The 13,731-nt window shown below is 73.6% G+C and carries 9 protein-coding genes; 3 read left to right on the top strand and 6 right to left on the bottom strand.

Translation table 11 applies throughout. The annotated features are described in order from the left end of the window. Window positions 1-69: 69 nt before the first annotated feature. Window positions 70-219 carry a DUF6126 family protein gene (locus ACWCXX_RS23645; RefSeq protein WP_451130295.1) on the top strand — a complete coding sequence of 50 codons (150 nt, stop codon included), beginning with the start codon at window positions 70-72 and terminating at the stop codon, window positions 217-219. Window positions 220-336: 117 nt separating this feature from the next. On the opposite strand, the gene ACWCXX_RS23650 is transcribed toward ACWCXX_RS23645, so the two are convergent. Next, window positions 337-465 (bottom strand): hypothetical protein, encoded by a 129-nt coding sequence (locus tag ACWCXX_RS23650; protein WP_451130297.1) that lies wholly within the window; start codon window positions 463-465, stop codon window positions 337-339. Between ACWCXX_RS23650 and ACWCXX_RS23655 the strand changes: the two genes are divergently transcribed. Continuing rightward, entirely contained in the window at window positions 455-913 is a 459-nt protein-coding gene (locus ACWCXX_RS23655) for a VOC family protein (RefSeq protein ID WP_451130299.1), read from the top strand. The two genes, ACWCXX_RS23650 and ACWCXX_RS23655, sit on opposite strands and share 11 nt — an antisense overlap. 178 nt (window positions 914-1,091) lie before the next feature. Further along, window positions 1,092-2,195 (top strand): tryptophan--tRNA ligase, encoded by a 1,104-nt coding sequence (gene trpS, locus ACWCXX_RS23660; RefSeq protein ID WP_451130301.1) that lies wholly within the window; start codon window positions 1,092-1,094, stop codon window positions 2,193-2,195. An 82-nt stretch (window positions 2,196-2,277) separates the two neighbouring features. Here trpS and ACWCXX_RS23665 read toward each other — a convergent pair whose 3' ends face one another. The 5 genes from ACWCXX_RS23665 to ACWCXX_RS23685 form a co-directional block, all read right to left on the bottom strand. Then, on the bottom strand, window positions 2,278-2,898 hold the full coding sequence (locus ACWCXX_RS23665; protein ID WP_451130303.1) for an exonuclease domain-containing protein: 621 nt from the start codon (window positions 2,896-2,898) through the stop codon (window positions 2,278-2,280). A 101-nt stretch (window positions 2,899-2,999) separates the two neighbouring features. Then, window positions 3,000-4,997: an NAD-binding protein gene (locus ACWCXX_RS23670; protein WP_451130305.1), complete on the bottom strand. Its 1,998-nt coding sequence runs from the start codon at window positions 4,995-4,997 to the stop codon at window positions 3,000-3,002. A gap of 80 nt (window positions 4,998-5,077) precedes the next feature. Beyond that, on the bottom strand, window positions 5,078-10,162 hold the full coding sequence (locus tag ACWCXX_RS23675) for a DNA repair ATPase (protein WP_451130307.1): 5,085 nt from the start codon (window positions 10,160-10,162) through the stop codon (window positions 5,078-5,080). A 412-nt stretch (window positions 10,163-10,574) separates the two neighbouring features. Next, the gene (locus tag ACWCXX_RS23680) at window positions 10,575-12,758 is read right to left on the bottom strand and encodes a flotillin family protein (protein ID WP_451130308.1); all 2,184 of its coding nucleotides are present in this window, start codon (window positions 12,756-12,758) and stop codon (window positions 10,575-10,577) included. 131 nt (window positions 12,759-12,889) lie between these two features. Beyond that, window positions 12,890-13,567 carry a hypothetical protein gene (locus ACWCXX_RS23685; protein ID WP_451130310.1) on the bottom strand — a complete coding sequence of 226 codons (678 nt, stop codon included), beginning with the start codon at window positions 13,565-13,567 and terminating at the stop codon, window positions 12,890-12,892. Window positions 13,568-13,731 lie beyond the last annotated feature (164 nt).

Raw genomic sequence — 13,731 nt, forward strand, 5'->3', positions numbered from 1 at the left:
GGGCGGTGCGTACCCTGGTCGGGGCGCACGGGCCGAGTACGGGACCCGGGCCCGGACGGAGGCGGCGCGGTGAGCGGAAACAACGAGAGCAGCGGCGGGAGCGAGCGCTGGAAGGAGCGCGGCGTCGCGCTGCGCGTTTTCGTGTACGTCTTCGCCACGCACCTCTTCGCGGGCTTCGTCTGGATCCTGTTCTACGTCGGCGAGCACGCCAAGAAGTGAAGCGGGCGGGGCCGGGCGGACGACGCTGTTCTCGAAGCACGTCCTAGGTCTCCGGCCGCAGGAGATTCGGTCGCGGGGACCGGGAAACCGGACCGATGCGGACCCGCAGGGCGGGGCCTACGCTGCGGATCTGCGGGTGCGCGGACGCGGTGCGTGGAAGGGCGTGCCGTTGTCGAGGCCGCCGAAGTCGTCGTCGACGCCGATGCCGTCGAAGCTCTTGAAGAGGGGAACCCCCGTGCCGTTCACCGCCCGGAATCATGTCCGTATCGCCCGGCCGTCCCGGGACCTCGCCGCGGCCGAGCGGTTCTGGGCGGGCGGGCTCGGGCTGACCGTGCTTCACCGCGCCGCGGCGTCCCGGGCGCCGGGGACGCACGACCTGCTCATGGTGGGGCACCCGGACGCGTCCTGGCACCTCGAACTCGTCCACGGCGGCGACCACCCCGTCGAGCCGTGCCCCACCGACGAGGACCTGCTCGTCCTGTACCTCGACGGGCCGGTGCCGAAGGAGACGGTGGAGCGGCTGCTGGCGCACGGCGGCACCCGCGTCCCCTCGCCGAACCCGTACTGGAACGAATGGGGCGTCACCGTCGAGGACCCGGACGGCTACCGGCTCGTCCTCTGCCGGCGCGGCTGGTCCAACGCACCCGAGGACGAAAGTCCGGTGTCCCCGGCCGCCCGCCGCGTTAGGCTCTGACCCATGACTTCCGTACCGTGCCGGAACTGGTGGCGCTCCTTCTAGGAGCGGCCACCTCCATCTGCACGGAATCAGGGCCGTTCGAAACGGACGGCCCTTTTCTCTGCCCTCGTACGGGTACGGATGCCGATCCCGGCGGGCCGTCCTCCACGCAACCGACATCGCGAGGAGAGAAACCATGAGCACCGCCACCGCCACCACCCCCGCCGTCACCCCCACCATCGTGGGCGAATCCGTGTCCACCGCCGCCGTGTCCGCCCGGCGGCGCAGTGCCGAGCTGGAGGCGGAGATCGGGCGGGCCCCGGGCCGGTTCCGGGTGATGACCGGGGACCGGCCCACCGGGCCCCTGCACCTCGGGCACTACTTCGGCACCCTTCACAACCGCGTCCGGCTCCAGGACCTCGGGGTGGACGTCTTCGTGATCATCGCCGACTACCAGGTGCTCACCGACCGGGACGTCGCCGACCGGCTCACCGGGCACATGGAGTCGATGCTGCTGGACTACCTGGCCGTCGGCATCGACCCGGCCCGCTCGACGATCTTCAACCACAGTGCCGTGTCCGCGCTGAACCAGCTGATGCTGCCCTTCCTCAGTCTCGTCTCCGTCGCCGAGCTGAACCGCAACCCCACCGTCAAGGACGAGATCGCGCACTCCCGGCAGTCCGCAGTCAGCGGGCTGATGTTCACGTACCCCGTGCACCAGGCCGCCGACATCCTGTTCTGCAAGGGCAACCTGGTGCCGGTCGGGCAGGACCAGCTGCCGCACCTCGAAGTGACCCGGACCGTCGCCCGGCGCTTCAACGAGCGGTACGGGACGGTGTTCCCCGAACCGGACGCGCTGCTCTCCGCCGCGCCGCTGCTCCTCGGCACCGACGGCACCAAGATGAGCAAGAGCCGGGGCAACTCCATCGCGCTCGGCGCCACCGCCGACGAGACGGCCCGGCTGATCAAGGGCGCGAAGACGGACGCCGAGCGGCACATCACCTACGAACCGGAGACCCGGCCCGGGGTGTCCTCGCTCGTGCTGCTGGCGGCGCTCTGCCTGGACCGCGACCCGCACGCGGTGGCCGAGGAGATCGGCGGGGGCGGTGCGGCGGCCCTCAAACGAACGGTGACGGAGGCCGTCAACACCCGGATGGCACCGATCCGGGCCCGGCGGGCCGAGTACGCGCGGGACATGGCGTACGTGCGGTCGGTGCTCCGGGCCGGGAACGAGCGGGCCGCCGAGATCGCCGGGGCGACACTGGACGAGGTGCGAAGGGCCATGGGCGGCGTGCTCTGAAGCCGGTCCCGGTTCGTCGACGCGGCCGGTGCTTTCGGGGCACGTCCCGCCGGTGCTTTCGCGGTGCGCCCCGGCCGGCTCCTCAGGCGGTGGGTTCCGGCCAGGCGCCCCGGGCCGCGAGGTCCAGGATCAGGGCCGCGATGTTCCAGGCGTCGTCCGCGCCGCTGTGGTGGCGGCCCTCCAGGGGGAGGCCCGCGATCTCCAGGGCTCGGGCCATGCCGGGGCGCTTGCGCAGGCCGTGGGCGGCGGTGAAGGGGATCTTGGCGTTGGTGTGGCGGCGGCCGAAGGGATACGGGGTGCCGGTCGCCCGGCACTGGCGGGTGAACTGGTTGCGGTCGTAGTCGCCCCAGCTCGCCCAGGGCCGGGTTCCCGCCCGGTGCTCGGAGGCCAGCAGTCGGCAGGCCTCGGCGAAGGAGACCCCCGTGTCCACCTCGGCCTGGGTGAGGCCGGTCAGTTCGGTGCAGAAGTCGCTGACCGTGGACCGGACGGGCCGGACCAGGATGCGGTGGCGGGCGATCCTTCCCGGGATCCCCGGCTTCCCCGGCCCCCTCCGGGCGGGGGCGGCCGCGGCCGCCGCGCGCAGGTCGACGACGGTCAGCCCGATCTCGATGATCTCGCTGACCGCGCCGGGCGGCGGCTGCCCGTCCCAGCAGGTCGCCTCGATGTCGATCACGTTGAGGAGGTCGGGGGCGGCGGTGTCCATGGGGGGAGGGTAGGGGGCCGGGCGGGGCCGGGCACACGGTTTTCCCGCCGCCCCGCCCCGCCCCGTTCCGCCCCGCCCCGCCCCGTTCCGCCCCGCTCCCGTCACGGCCTCGTCGGTGCCACCGGGCGGCGACGGCGGAGCAGTTCGGCCAGGCCGCGGCGGGTCGCGGCGATCACCACGCGGTCCTGGGGGCGCAGTACGTACCCGGGGTGCAGGTCCCAGACCAGGCCGGACGGGCGGTCAGGGGAGGCCTGGGAAGGGATGGCCAGGTCCGGCAGGCGGTCCTCGGGCGGGGTGGCGTCCAGGGCGAGGACCCGCCAGGCGCCCGCCCGGAACGCCTGCTCCACCGTGCGGCCCTCCAGCTGAGGATGGCCCGCCACCTCGATCGCCGCGAACAGCATCACCTTCCGCTCGACCGGGATCGCCCCCAGGATCTGGCGCCCCATCATGGCGACCGCGAAGGACGGGGCGGCCAGGTGGGAGACGGAGCGGGACCGGGTCACGGCCTGCGGGTGGGCGGTGCGCAGGGTGCGGTAGACGGCGGTGGCGAACTCGTCGTCGTACAGGCGCAGCGCCACGCGCAGGTCGTGCTTGACCGAGCGGGCGTACAGCGCGGCCTCCAGATTGGTGGTGTCGATGCTGGTCAGGGCGAGGAGCGCGCGGGCTCGCTGGATCTTCGCCGCCTCCAGCACGCCTTCCTGGGTGACGTCGCCCAGGACCACCGGTACGTGCAGCCGCCGCGCCACGGGGATGCCGCGCGCGTCCGGGTCGTCCTCCACGCACACCACCGGGATGCCGAGCTCGCGCAGCCGGACGAGGACCCGCGTACCGATCTTGCCGAGGCCGAGCAGCACCACGTGGTTGGACAGGCCCCGCGGCGGGCGGCGCAGGGACGACGCCGTACGGATCGAGCCGAACGCCTCCAGCACGCCCGCCACGAGCAGCGGGAGCAGCATCAACCCGGCGACGCCGGACAGGAGTTGGATGAGCTGGCGGGCCGTCGGTTCGCCGACCGCCGGGTCGCCCATCGCGAACAGGTCGAGCAGGGTGAGGTAGGCGGCGTGCAGCGGGTCGTCGCCGGTGGTGAGCGTGGAGGCGACGGCGAGGGCCAGCACGGCCAGGCCGACGCCCAGCGCCGACCAGCGCAGCCGCCGCGAGAAGACCTGGCCGAGCGGTGCGCCCCGGCCGCCCATCGGGGGCGGCGGCCCGGACGGGCCCGCCTGGCTGACCGCCTCCAGGACCACCGTGCCCCGGCCCGTCGCGGCGGCCACCTGCCGTTCGTCGGGCAGCAGCCGGGGGCCTTCGTCGCCGCTGCTGTCGGAGCCCTCGGTGCCCGCCGGGTCGTGGGTGGTGGAGGAGAGCAGCGCGAGGGTGCACAGGCCGGGGTCGGCGATCTGCCCGCCGCCGGGCGGGGTGCGTTCGGCGGCGCGCAGCAGCAGGCCCTCCGCCTGGATGACCTTGCTGGAGCCGGTGAGGACGGTCGCGGCGAGGCCGGGGGCCGCGGTGTCGGCGTCGGACAGGACGGTGGTGGAGGAGTCCAGGGCGGACCGGTCCAGGCCGGGTGCGGCGAGGGCGGCGGCCTGGTCGAGCAGCGCCTCCAGGTGCTGGCCGAGCTTGCGGTTGTAGAGCCGGATGACCAGCCGGAGGCGGGGGTTGATGCGGCGGGCGGTCAGCGCGGCGCGGATGTTGCGCTCGTCGTCGTCGTAGACCAGTGCCAGCGCGGCGGCCGATCCGACGCCCGCCTCCTCGAACGCCTCGTCGGACGGCTCCGCCGCCTCCATGATGTGGACGGCCTCGACCCCGGCGTTGGTGTCGTCCCCGAGGGCGTCGGCCCCGCCCCCGCCGTTTCCGCCGTTGCGGTTCACCGCCGACGACATCCGGCCGAACAGGGCCGCCGCCAGACCTCGTCCGGCCAGCGGCAGTTCGGGCCTGCGGGCGTCGCGGCCGGGCGGCAGGACGAGGGTGACCCGCTCCCCGTACACGTAGCGCAGCTCGACGGCGAGCCGCCGGGCCAGTGCGTCGTCGCCGCAGACGACCATGTGTCCGCTGAACGGGGAACGTTGGGGCTGCTGGGGAAGTTGAGGCACGTGTCCCAGCATGCCTTGCTCCTCTCCTTCGTGAGCGGTGCGCGGTGCGCGGTGGGCGGTGCGCCGGACGGTCCGCCGTCGGTGATCCGCCGTCAGTCGTTCTCCGGTGGTGTGCCGGGCCGGTGAATCGCGTGCGAGGTGTGCGGGGCTTGCGGGGTGGGCGGGTTGGTGAGCAGATGGCGCGGGTCGGCGACCCGTACGATGGCCGACTCGACCGCCGCGATCCGGTCCGCGAGCAGCCCCAGCGCGGCGACGGCCCGGGTCATGGGGTCGCCGTCCGGTCCGCCGAGCGCCTGCGTGCGCACGTAGGAGGCGGTGATCTCCGACCAGCGCGCGGACTGCTCGGCGGTGAGCCGGCCGCGCAGCCCGGCCAGTTTCAGCAGGTTCGACTCCGCGCCCGAGGTCAGTGTCTGGGCCTCGCCCGCGTAGTGGTCGTCGATGACGGCGTCGAGCTCCGCCTCGTTCATCACCGGCACGATCCGCGCCGCGATCTTGTTCATGTCGCGGTAGGAGCCCTGGAGCCGGAACGGCGGCTCGGTGCGCGACGCGTCCGTCTGCGCCGCCGACGCGATGTACGCGGCGTTCACCGCCAGCACCGTCTCCCGGGCGGTCAGCAGATGGCGCAGGACGGCGACGATCCGCTCCACGTCGGCGGGCGGGTAGGGGTGGTCGAGCCGGTCCGCGCGCGCCGAGGGATCGCCGGAGGCCAGCCGTACGAACAGGGCGAGGTCCTCGCGGGAGCGCCCGGCGAGCGGCGCCAGCACCGGGTTGGCGGTCAGCGCGTTCTCCACGAAGCTCAGCGCGAAGACGTCCTCGCGCCCGCTCAGCACCTCGCCGAGGTTCCAGACGTCGGCCCGGTTGGCGAGCATGTCGGGGATGCGGAACCTGGCCCCCGACTCCGTGTACGGGTTGCCCGCCATGCACACCGCGAACCGTTTGCCCCGCAGGTCGTGGCTGCGCGGCTCGCCGTCCCTGACGCCCTCGATGCGGCGGGTGGCGTCGCAGAGCGGGATGAACTTCTGGAGCAGTTCGGGCGAGGTGTGCTGGATGTCGTCGAGGTAGAGCAGCGTGTTGTTGCCGGACTCCAGCGCGAAGTTGATCTTTTCGATCTCCTGGCGGGCGGTCGCGGTGCGGGCCTGGGCCGGGTCGAGCGAGGTCACGTCGTGGCCGAGGTTCGGCCCGCTGATCTTGACGAGGACCAGGCCGAGCCGGTCGGCGACGTACTCCATCAGCGTCGTCTTGCCGTAGCCGGGCGGCGAGACGAGCAGCAGCAGGCCCTGCGAGTCGGTGCGCCGGTCCGCGTCGGCGGTGCCGATCTGCTTGGCGAGGCTGTCGCCGATCAGCGGCAGGTACACCTCGTCCAGCAGCCGGTTGCGGACGAAGGCCGACATGACGCGCGGCCGGAGGTCGTCCAGCCGCAGCCGGGACCGCTCGGCGTCCACGAGGGCGGTGCGCCGGCGCTGGTAGGCGCGGAAGCCGGGGACGACGCGGGCACGGAACCCGGCGGTGCGGGCGAGGAGTTCGTCGATGCGGACGGTCAGCGTGCCCCGGTCGATGCGTGGATGGGTGCCGAGCAGGCCGTCCACCCGCTCGGTGAGCGGGGCCTCGCACTCGTACCGTTCGAACACCGGTTCCGGGCAGAGCTCCACGGCGACGGACTCCGCCAAATCCCCCGCGTCGAGCCGGGTGCCGTTCGCGGCGGCGTACGAGGTGAGCCAGCCCTCGACAAGTTGGCGACGGGCCGGCAGGTCGTCGCGGAGGGCGGCCAGGTCCTCGTCGTAGGCCGAAGTGCCGGTAGCACGACGGAACTTGTCGAGGAACGTGCGGACGGTGGCGCTGGTGACGAAACCGGCCGGGCCACTTGTCAGTTCTTCGAAGAGGTACTCGGCGACGGCTCCCGGATCGATTGCCCCGGCACTGTCGGACCCGCCGCCGTCGGAGGCGGCGCTGCCGGGAGCGGTGCCGTCGGTTCCGGTGCCTTCGGTCCAAGTGGCGGGAGCAGCCCAGGAGTTGTCGTCCCGTATGACGGCCGCCCACTCCCGCTGGAGGTCGGCGACGGCCGGGGCGAGGCCGAATGTGTCGCGGGCGCGGGCGAGCGAGACCGCCCGCCGGGTCCACGAGCCGCGCCGGACCTCGTCCGTGCCGTACGCCCAGAAGAGTTGGGCCGCCGCGCGCACGGCGGGCGGCCGGCGCAGCAGACCGGCCGCGGGGTACAGCCGCAGCAGGGCGGCGAGGATCGCGGTGGCGTCCTCGTCGTGGACCCCGCGCTGGTGGCCCTCGTCGTACGCGGCGGCGGCCGACTCGCGTACCAGCGCGGCGAGTTCGTCCGGGGTCAGGGCGGCCAGGGCGTCCACGCCCCGCTCGGCCAGGAGCCGGGCCGCCAGGTGCTCGCCCCGGTAGACGTGCGGGGACTCGGAGGGAAGGGTCTGCTCCCAGTACGGGCGGGTCTCCTCGAACCCCGGATCGGTGACCGGCGCCCGGTAGTCCGTGCCGGTGAGTGCGAACGCGAGCCGGTCCCCGTGCGGGACGAGCGTGAGGTCGAAGGGCTGGGTGTTCACCGCGAACCGGTGCCGGCCCAGCCGGATCGTGGCACCGCCGTCCGCGTACAGCTCGCTGCGGTCGCGCAGCGCCCGCCCGGCCTCCTGGCGGGCGGCCAGCAGCTGCCCGTCGAGCTCCTCCGCGCGCACCGGGTCGCCGAGTTCCCGCAGCTCTTCCGCGGTGCGGCGGACCTTGGCGACCATCGGGTCGGAGGCGAAGTAGGTGTGGACGGCGTCCGGGTCGGCCAGGGCCGCCACCCTCCGGGAGACCGTCTCCAGGATGCGGGCCGCCGAATCGGCCAGCCGCTCCGCCCGCCGGGCGCGGGCGTCCTGCAGGGTCTGCTTGCGGGCCGAGAACGCCTCGTGGACCTCCGTCCGCCGCTCGGCCAGCTCGGTGAGGAAGTCGTCGAACTCGGCGAACCGCGACTCCAGGTTCTCCAGCCGCACGAGCAGCCGGGCGAGCTGGTCGTCGCAGGCGTCCGGGGTGTCGGCGGCGGCGATCGCCCCCGTGACGGCCTGCCCGAGCAGCGCGAACTCGGCGGCGAATTCGGCCCGGCCCTCGCGGTCGAGGAGTTCGCGGCGGCGCGCGTCGAGCGTGGCGCGGGCCCGGTTGACCCCGCCGAGCACCTCCGCGATCCGCTCCAGGATGGAGGTCCGGACCGTCGCGTCGCCGATGTCGAGGCCGGCGACGACGTCCGTGACGGTGCCGAGCCCGTCCGTCATCCCGGTCAGCCGGTCGCCGAGCGCCGCCGCGTCCGCGACGGTGGCGAGCGCGGACGCCTCGGCGGTGAGGCGGTCGACGTCCTCGTGGTAGCCGGCGAAGGCGTCGTCCCGGGAGAGGAAGGAGACGGCGCGCCGGGCCACCGCGTCGATGTCGGCGGCGGTGTCGGCGGAGAGTTCCGCGATGCGTTCGGTGTCCGCGTACCGCATCTCGGCGAGGGTCGCCACATGGCCGTGGGCGCGGCGCAGTTCGGTGAGCCGGTCCACCCACTCGGCGGCCGAGCGCGGGACCTCGCCGCGGCTGCGGCGGACGAGCGCGGTGATGTGGTCGGTGGCCTCGGCCAGCGCCTCGGCGGCCTGCCGGGTTAGCTCCCGCACCGTCTCGAACTCGGTCAGGACCTGCTCGGCGGTGGCCCTGAGTTCGGCCAACGGGTCGGCGAGCGTGCCGAGTTCGGGGTCGGTGAGCCAGTGGTAGCGGTCGGTGGCGCGGACGCAGTCCGCGACCAGCCGGGCGTACACGGCGGCGGTCGGGGTCGTCTCGGTGGCGCCGTGGGCGAGGGCCAGGCAGTCGGAGATGCCGCGCACCAGATCGGCGTTGCCGACCCGGGCGAGCGGCCCGTCGGCGGCGGGGCGGGAGGCGGCGTGGGTGTCGGAGACGTACGGGGTGTGCCAGCGCTGCACCGGGTGGACCCGGGCCGGTTCGTCGCCGGTGGCGGTGGTGCGCAGCAGGACGAGCGTGCCGTCGTCGAGCAGGGCGTGGCCGAGGCCCTGGAGCGGGGTGGCGACCTCCTGCCGGATCAGGTTGTACGGCAGGAGCAGGCTGCGGCCGTCGTCGGGGGAGCGGAAGACGTACAGGACGTCCTCGCCGTTCGGGGAGCGGACCGCGCCCTCGAAGACCGGGGCGGAGAGCGGCTCGGCGATGTCGAAGGTCTTGGCGGTGCCGGTGGTGAGGTAGTAGCCGCCGGGGAAGATGATCCCCTGGTCCTCCGGCAGCCGGTGGCAGGCCGGGCCGATGCCGTCCAGGCGCAGGACGGTGCCGAGCAGCGTGTTGAAGACCAGGTGCCGCCAGGACTCCTCGTTGTACGGGCGGACCCGGAGCAGGACCAGCGAGCCGACCGTGGCGTGCTCCACCTCCGCGTCGGCGAGGGACTGGAGGGGTTCGGCGACCGGTTCCTCGTAGATGCCGTGCGGGGTGTCGGTGTCGTTCTCCGTCTTGACGGTGAGCGTGCCGCCGAGCGTGTCGATGAACAGGACCGCCGTCGCGCCGTCCCCGTCCCCGCCCACCGCGATGTGCGGGTGCCGGCCCGGTACGTGCGACTCGCGGCCCGCGACGGTCCAGGCGAAGTCGTGCGACGGCGGGAAGACGTGGTCGCGGTCGCCGCGCGCGTCGAGGAAGGCGCCCGGCGAACCGTCCGCGGCGAGCGCCCAGCGCAGCACGCGGACGCCGTCCGCGCTCTCGCCGGTGCGGAAGACGGCGAGCAGCTTCCCGTCCACCCGGCGCAGCCGCAGGAGCCGGGCGTCGCGGTAGTAGCGGTGCAGGGCGGTGAACTCGCGGACGAAGTCCTCGTCGGCCGGCGGCCCGCCCGCCACGGGGGCGTCCAGCTCGGGCCCGTACAGGGCGAGTACGTCGGACACCTCGGCGGGCCCGGTCGCGCCCGGCCCCCGTTCGAAGCCGAACAGCAGCCGCCCGCCGACGGCCACCAGGTCGCGGGGGACCGACGCCTGTTCGGTGCGGATCTGCTCGGTGCCGGTGAGCCGGAGCTCGGTCGAGCCGAACTCCTGGGTGCGCCGTGCGTTGAGCGCCTCGGCGCGGCGGGCGAGTTCGGCGGCCCGGTCGCCCAGCCGGCGGCGCAGCACGTCGTACGTTCCCGCGTCCACGGGGCCGCCGACGGGCGTTGCGGTCGTGGTGTCGGTGTCCATACGTGCGGCTCTTTCTGCGAGATGTGTGGTGCGGGCGGTTCGGAGCGGTTCGGGTCCGGGCCGTATCTGCGGGCCCGGATCGGACCGGAGCGGCGGACCGGACCCGCGGACCGGATCGGGCCGGATCGGGCCGACCCGGCGGAGGCCGGACGGAAGCCCGGCGAAGGCCCGACGGAGGCCGGGCCCCTGGGCCGCCGGCCTCCGGGACCCCCGGGTGACCAGGCCCCCAGGCCCTCAGGCCTCCAGGCCCTCAGGCCCCCAGCCCCCCAGGCCCCCAGGACCCCAGGACCCTCGGGTTACCGGGACCCCGGCGACCGGCCCCTGGAGGACCAGGCCCCCGGGGCGACCGGCCGTCCCCTGGGCAGCTGGGCCCCGGGCGGCCGGTCGCCCGGCGGTCGCCCGGCGGTCGGCCCTAGGCGACCGGCGTTCCGTTCCGGGCGGCGGGCACCGCGGACGGGTCACCCGCGGTCGCCGCCTCGACCACCGCGGTGGCGTCGGCCGTGGGCGCTCCGCCCGTCGCCAGTGCCCCGGTCACCTCGGAGACCGGCACATCGGCCAGCCCCAACTCGCGGGCGGCGGCCAGCAGTTGCTGCACCTGGCCAGGTGCGACGCCGGTCCCGGGCGTCCGCATCATCCGGGTCAGCAGCGCCGACACCGTCAGGTTGCGCACATCGCCCGTCGAGACCGATCCGACCATCCGGGTCAGGTCCTCCGTGAACGACGAGGTGCCGTTCAGCCACGGGCCGGCGAGGGCCTTCGCCGTGTCCGAGTTCTCCATGAACCCGTCGAAGCTCTTGCCCATCGAGATGGCCGAGACCAGCCGGTCGAAGAAGACCGACTCCCCGCCGACGATGTCGATGTCGGCGTTCTCCAGGCCCGTGGCCAGCACCGTCGCCTGCGCCTCGGCCACCTGCCGCTGCACGTCGAGCCCGGCCAGCCGGATCTCCTTCTCCGCCGCGAGCCGCAGCCGGTACTCCTCGTGCCCGCGCGACGCGTCGTCCAGCGCCGCCATCGCGGCGGCCTTCTCGGTGAGGCCCGCGGCCTCGGCCTTCAGCTTCTCGCCGATCATCGCGGCGTCGGCCGCCGCCTGGGCCTGCGTGCCCTCCGCCTCGGCGAGGGCCTTGAGCCTGGCCCCCTCCGCCTCGGCCCGGAGCCGGGCGGACGTGGCCTCGGCCTCGGCGAGACCGGCCTTCTCGATGACGTCGGCCTCCGCCTCCCGCACCTGGACCTCCGCGAGGCCGGGCGCGGCGGACTCCGCCTGGATGCCCTCGGCCAGCCGCAGCTTCGCCTGCGCGTCCAGGTCGGCGGTCTTCAGCCGGGCCTCGGCGAGCGTCAGCTGCTCTGCGGCCAGGTGGCCCGCCGCGGCCTCGGCGGCCTCGGCGGCCTTGATGTCCTTGACCAGCTTCTCCTGGGCCTCCGCCTCGGCGGCGATGATGACCGACCTGCGGGTGCGCTCCGACTCCTCGACGGCCCGCAGCGTCTTGATGGACTCCTCCTGCTCGGCGACCGTGCGGTCCACGGCGATCCGCTCGCGGATCACGTCGGCGACCTCGCGGCGCTCGGCCTCGACCTCCTTCGTCGCGGCGATCCGGTCGAGCTCGGTCTGCCGCTCGCGCCCGATGACCTCCAGCAGGCGGTCCTTCTCGATCCGCTCGTTCTCCACCGCGATGACGCGCTCGCGGTTCTTCTGCGCGACGGCGATCTCCCGGGCCTGGTTCTCGCGCTGGATGCCGAGCTGCTCCTCGGTGCGGATGAACGCGGCCTGGGCGCCGAGCCGCTCCTCCTCCTGGACCTTGGCGGTGGCGGCCTCCTCGCGGGCCCGCAGCGTCTCGACCTCGCGGCGCTGCTTGATCTCGGCCTCGGCCTGCCGGCGCTCCAGTTCCAGGATGGTCTCGCGGGCGTCGACGTCCTGCCGGGTGATCTCCTTCTGCTCGGTGCGCTGGTACTCGTTGGTGCGCACGTGCTCGATCGCCGTCAGCTCGGTGATCTTGCGGATGCCCTGCGCGTCCAGGATGTTCGCGCCGTCGAGCTGCGACATCGGCGTCTGTTCCAGGTAGTCGATCGCGGCGTCGTCGAGGTGGTAGCCGTTCAGGTCCGTCCCGATGACCCGGATGATCCGGTCCCGGAACTCTTCACGCTTGGTGTACAGGTCGACGAAGTCCAGCTGCTTGCCGACGGTCTTCAGCGCCTCGGAGAACTTCGCGGCGAAGAATTCCTGGATGGCCACCTTGTCGCTGGCCCGCTCCGTGCCGATGGCCTGGGCGACCTTGATGACGTCCTCGACGGTCTTGTTGACCCGGACGAAGAACGTGATGTGGATGTCGGCGCGGATGTTGTCCTGGCAGATCAGGCCCTCGCGCCCGGTGCGGCGGATCTCGATGGTCTTCACCGAGATGTCCATGCTCTCGGCCTTGTGGAGCACCGGCAGGACGACGGCTCCGGTGAAGGTGACGTCGACCTTCTTGGTCTTGGAGATGATCAGCGCCTTGCCCTGCTCCACCTTGCGGAAGAGCCGGGTGATGACGAAGAGCAGGGCGACGGCGATGAGCAGGACGACGGCTACGAGCACGCCGAATCCCAAGGTGATGGCATCCATGACAGTCCTTGACGGCTGGTGATGAAGAGGGTGGAGCGGCGGGGCCGACGGCGCGCCGGGGCCCCGGGCGGCTCACTGCGCGGCGGGCGCGACGGGACGCGGCGGGCGGTGCCGGGGGTCGTCCGGTCGGGTCAGCCGGTGCGGCGTGGAGTGCGGCGCGCGCTCGTGCGCTGCGCCGTGCGTGGTCGTGGTGGTGGCGGTCCCGGGTCCAGGGCCCTGTCGTACGACGAGACCCAGAAGAACTCTCCCGCGTCGTCGTACGCGTACAGCAGTCCCGCACTGCCCGAGGTGAGGGCCGCGCCGTCCGCCGGTCCGGCCAGCCTGACCTGGACGACGGCGGTGGAGCCGTCGGCCGCCACGACCTCGGCCTGGCCGAAGTCGGCGCTGACGGAGCCGGTGCGGATGGTGCAGACCCGGCCGAGGAAGTCCTGCCGGGAGGGAGGGGGCTCCTCCGGGAAGCGTCGGCGGAAGCCGCGCACGAATGCCCGCGTCGCGATCCAGCCGATCAGCAGCGCCCCGGCGAACACTCCGCAGGCGAACGCGGCCCGGCCGAGGCCCGTGACGTCGCTGCGGTGCATCAGGACGGTGCCGGTGAGGCTGGTGAACCAGCCGACGACGACCATCACGGACACGGTGACGGTGACCGGCACTCCGCCGATTCCGGCGAGGTCGGTGTCGAGGTCCCCGTCGAAGGAGTGGTGATCGGCGGCCCCGGCCAGTACCAGGAGCCAGAAGAAGACGACGACGGCCAGTGCGGCGCCGAACGGAACGGCGGGAAAGGAAGTCGCCGCGCTCAGGAACTCCCGCATCGGTCCTCCCCCTGCTGTCTTTCCGGTCCGGGCGGGCGGCGGTCCCGGCTGTCGCAGGCGGCGTGAAGCGGCGCTGAAACAGCCGGGATTTCCCCCGTTTTCCCCCGTGTTTCCCCCGTGTGGTGCTGACGGGATCGTGTCATTCGGGGGGCCGGTGTCGCACT

Source organism: Streptomyces sp. NPDC001732 (assembly GCF_053596315.1).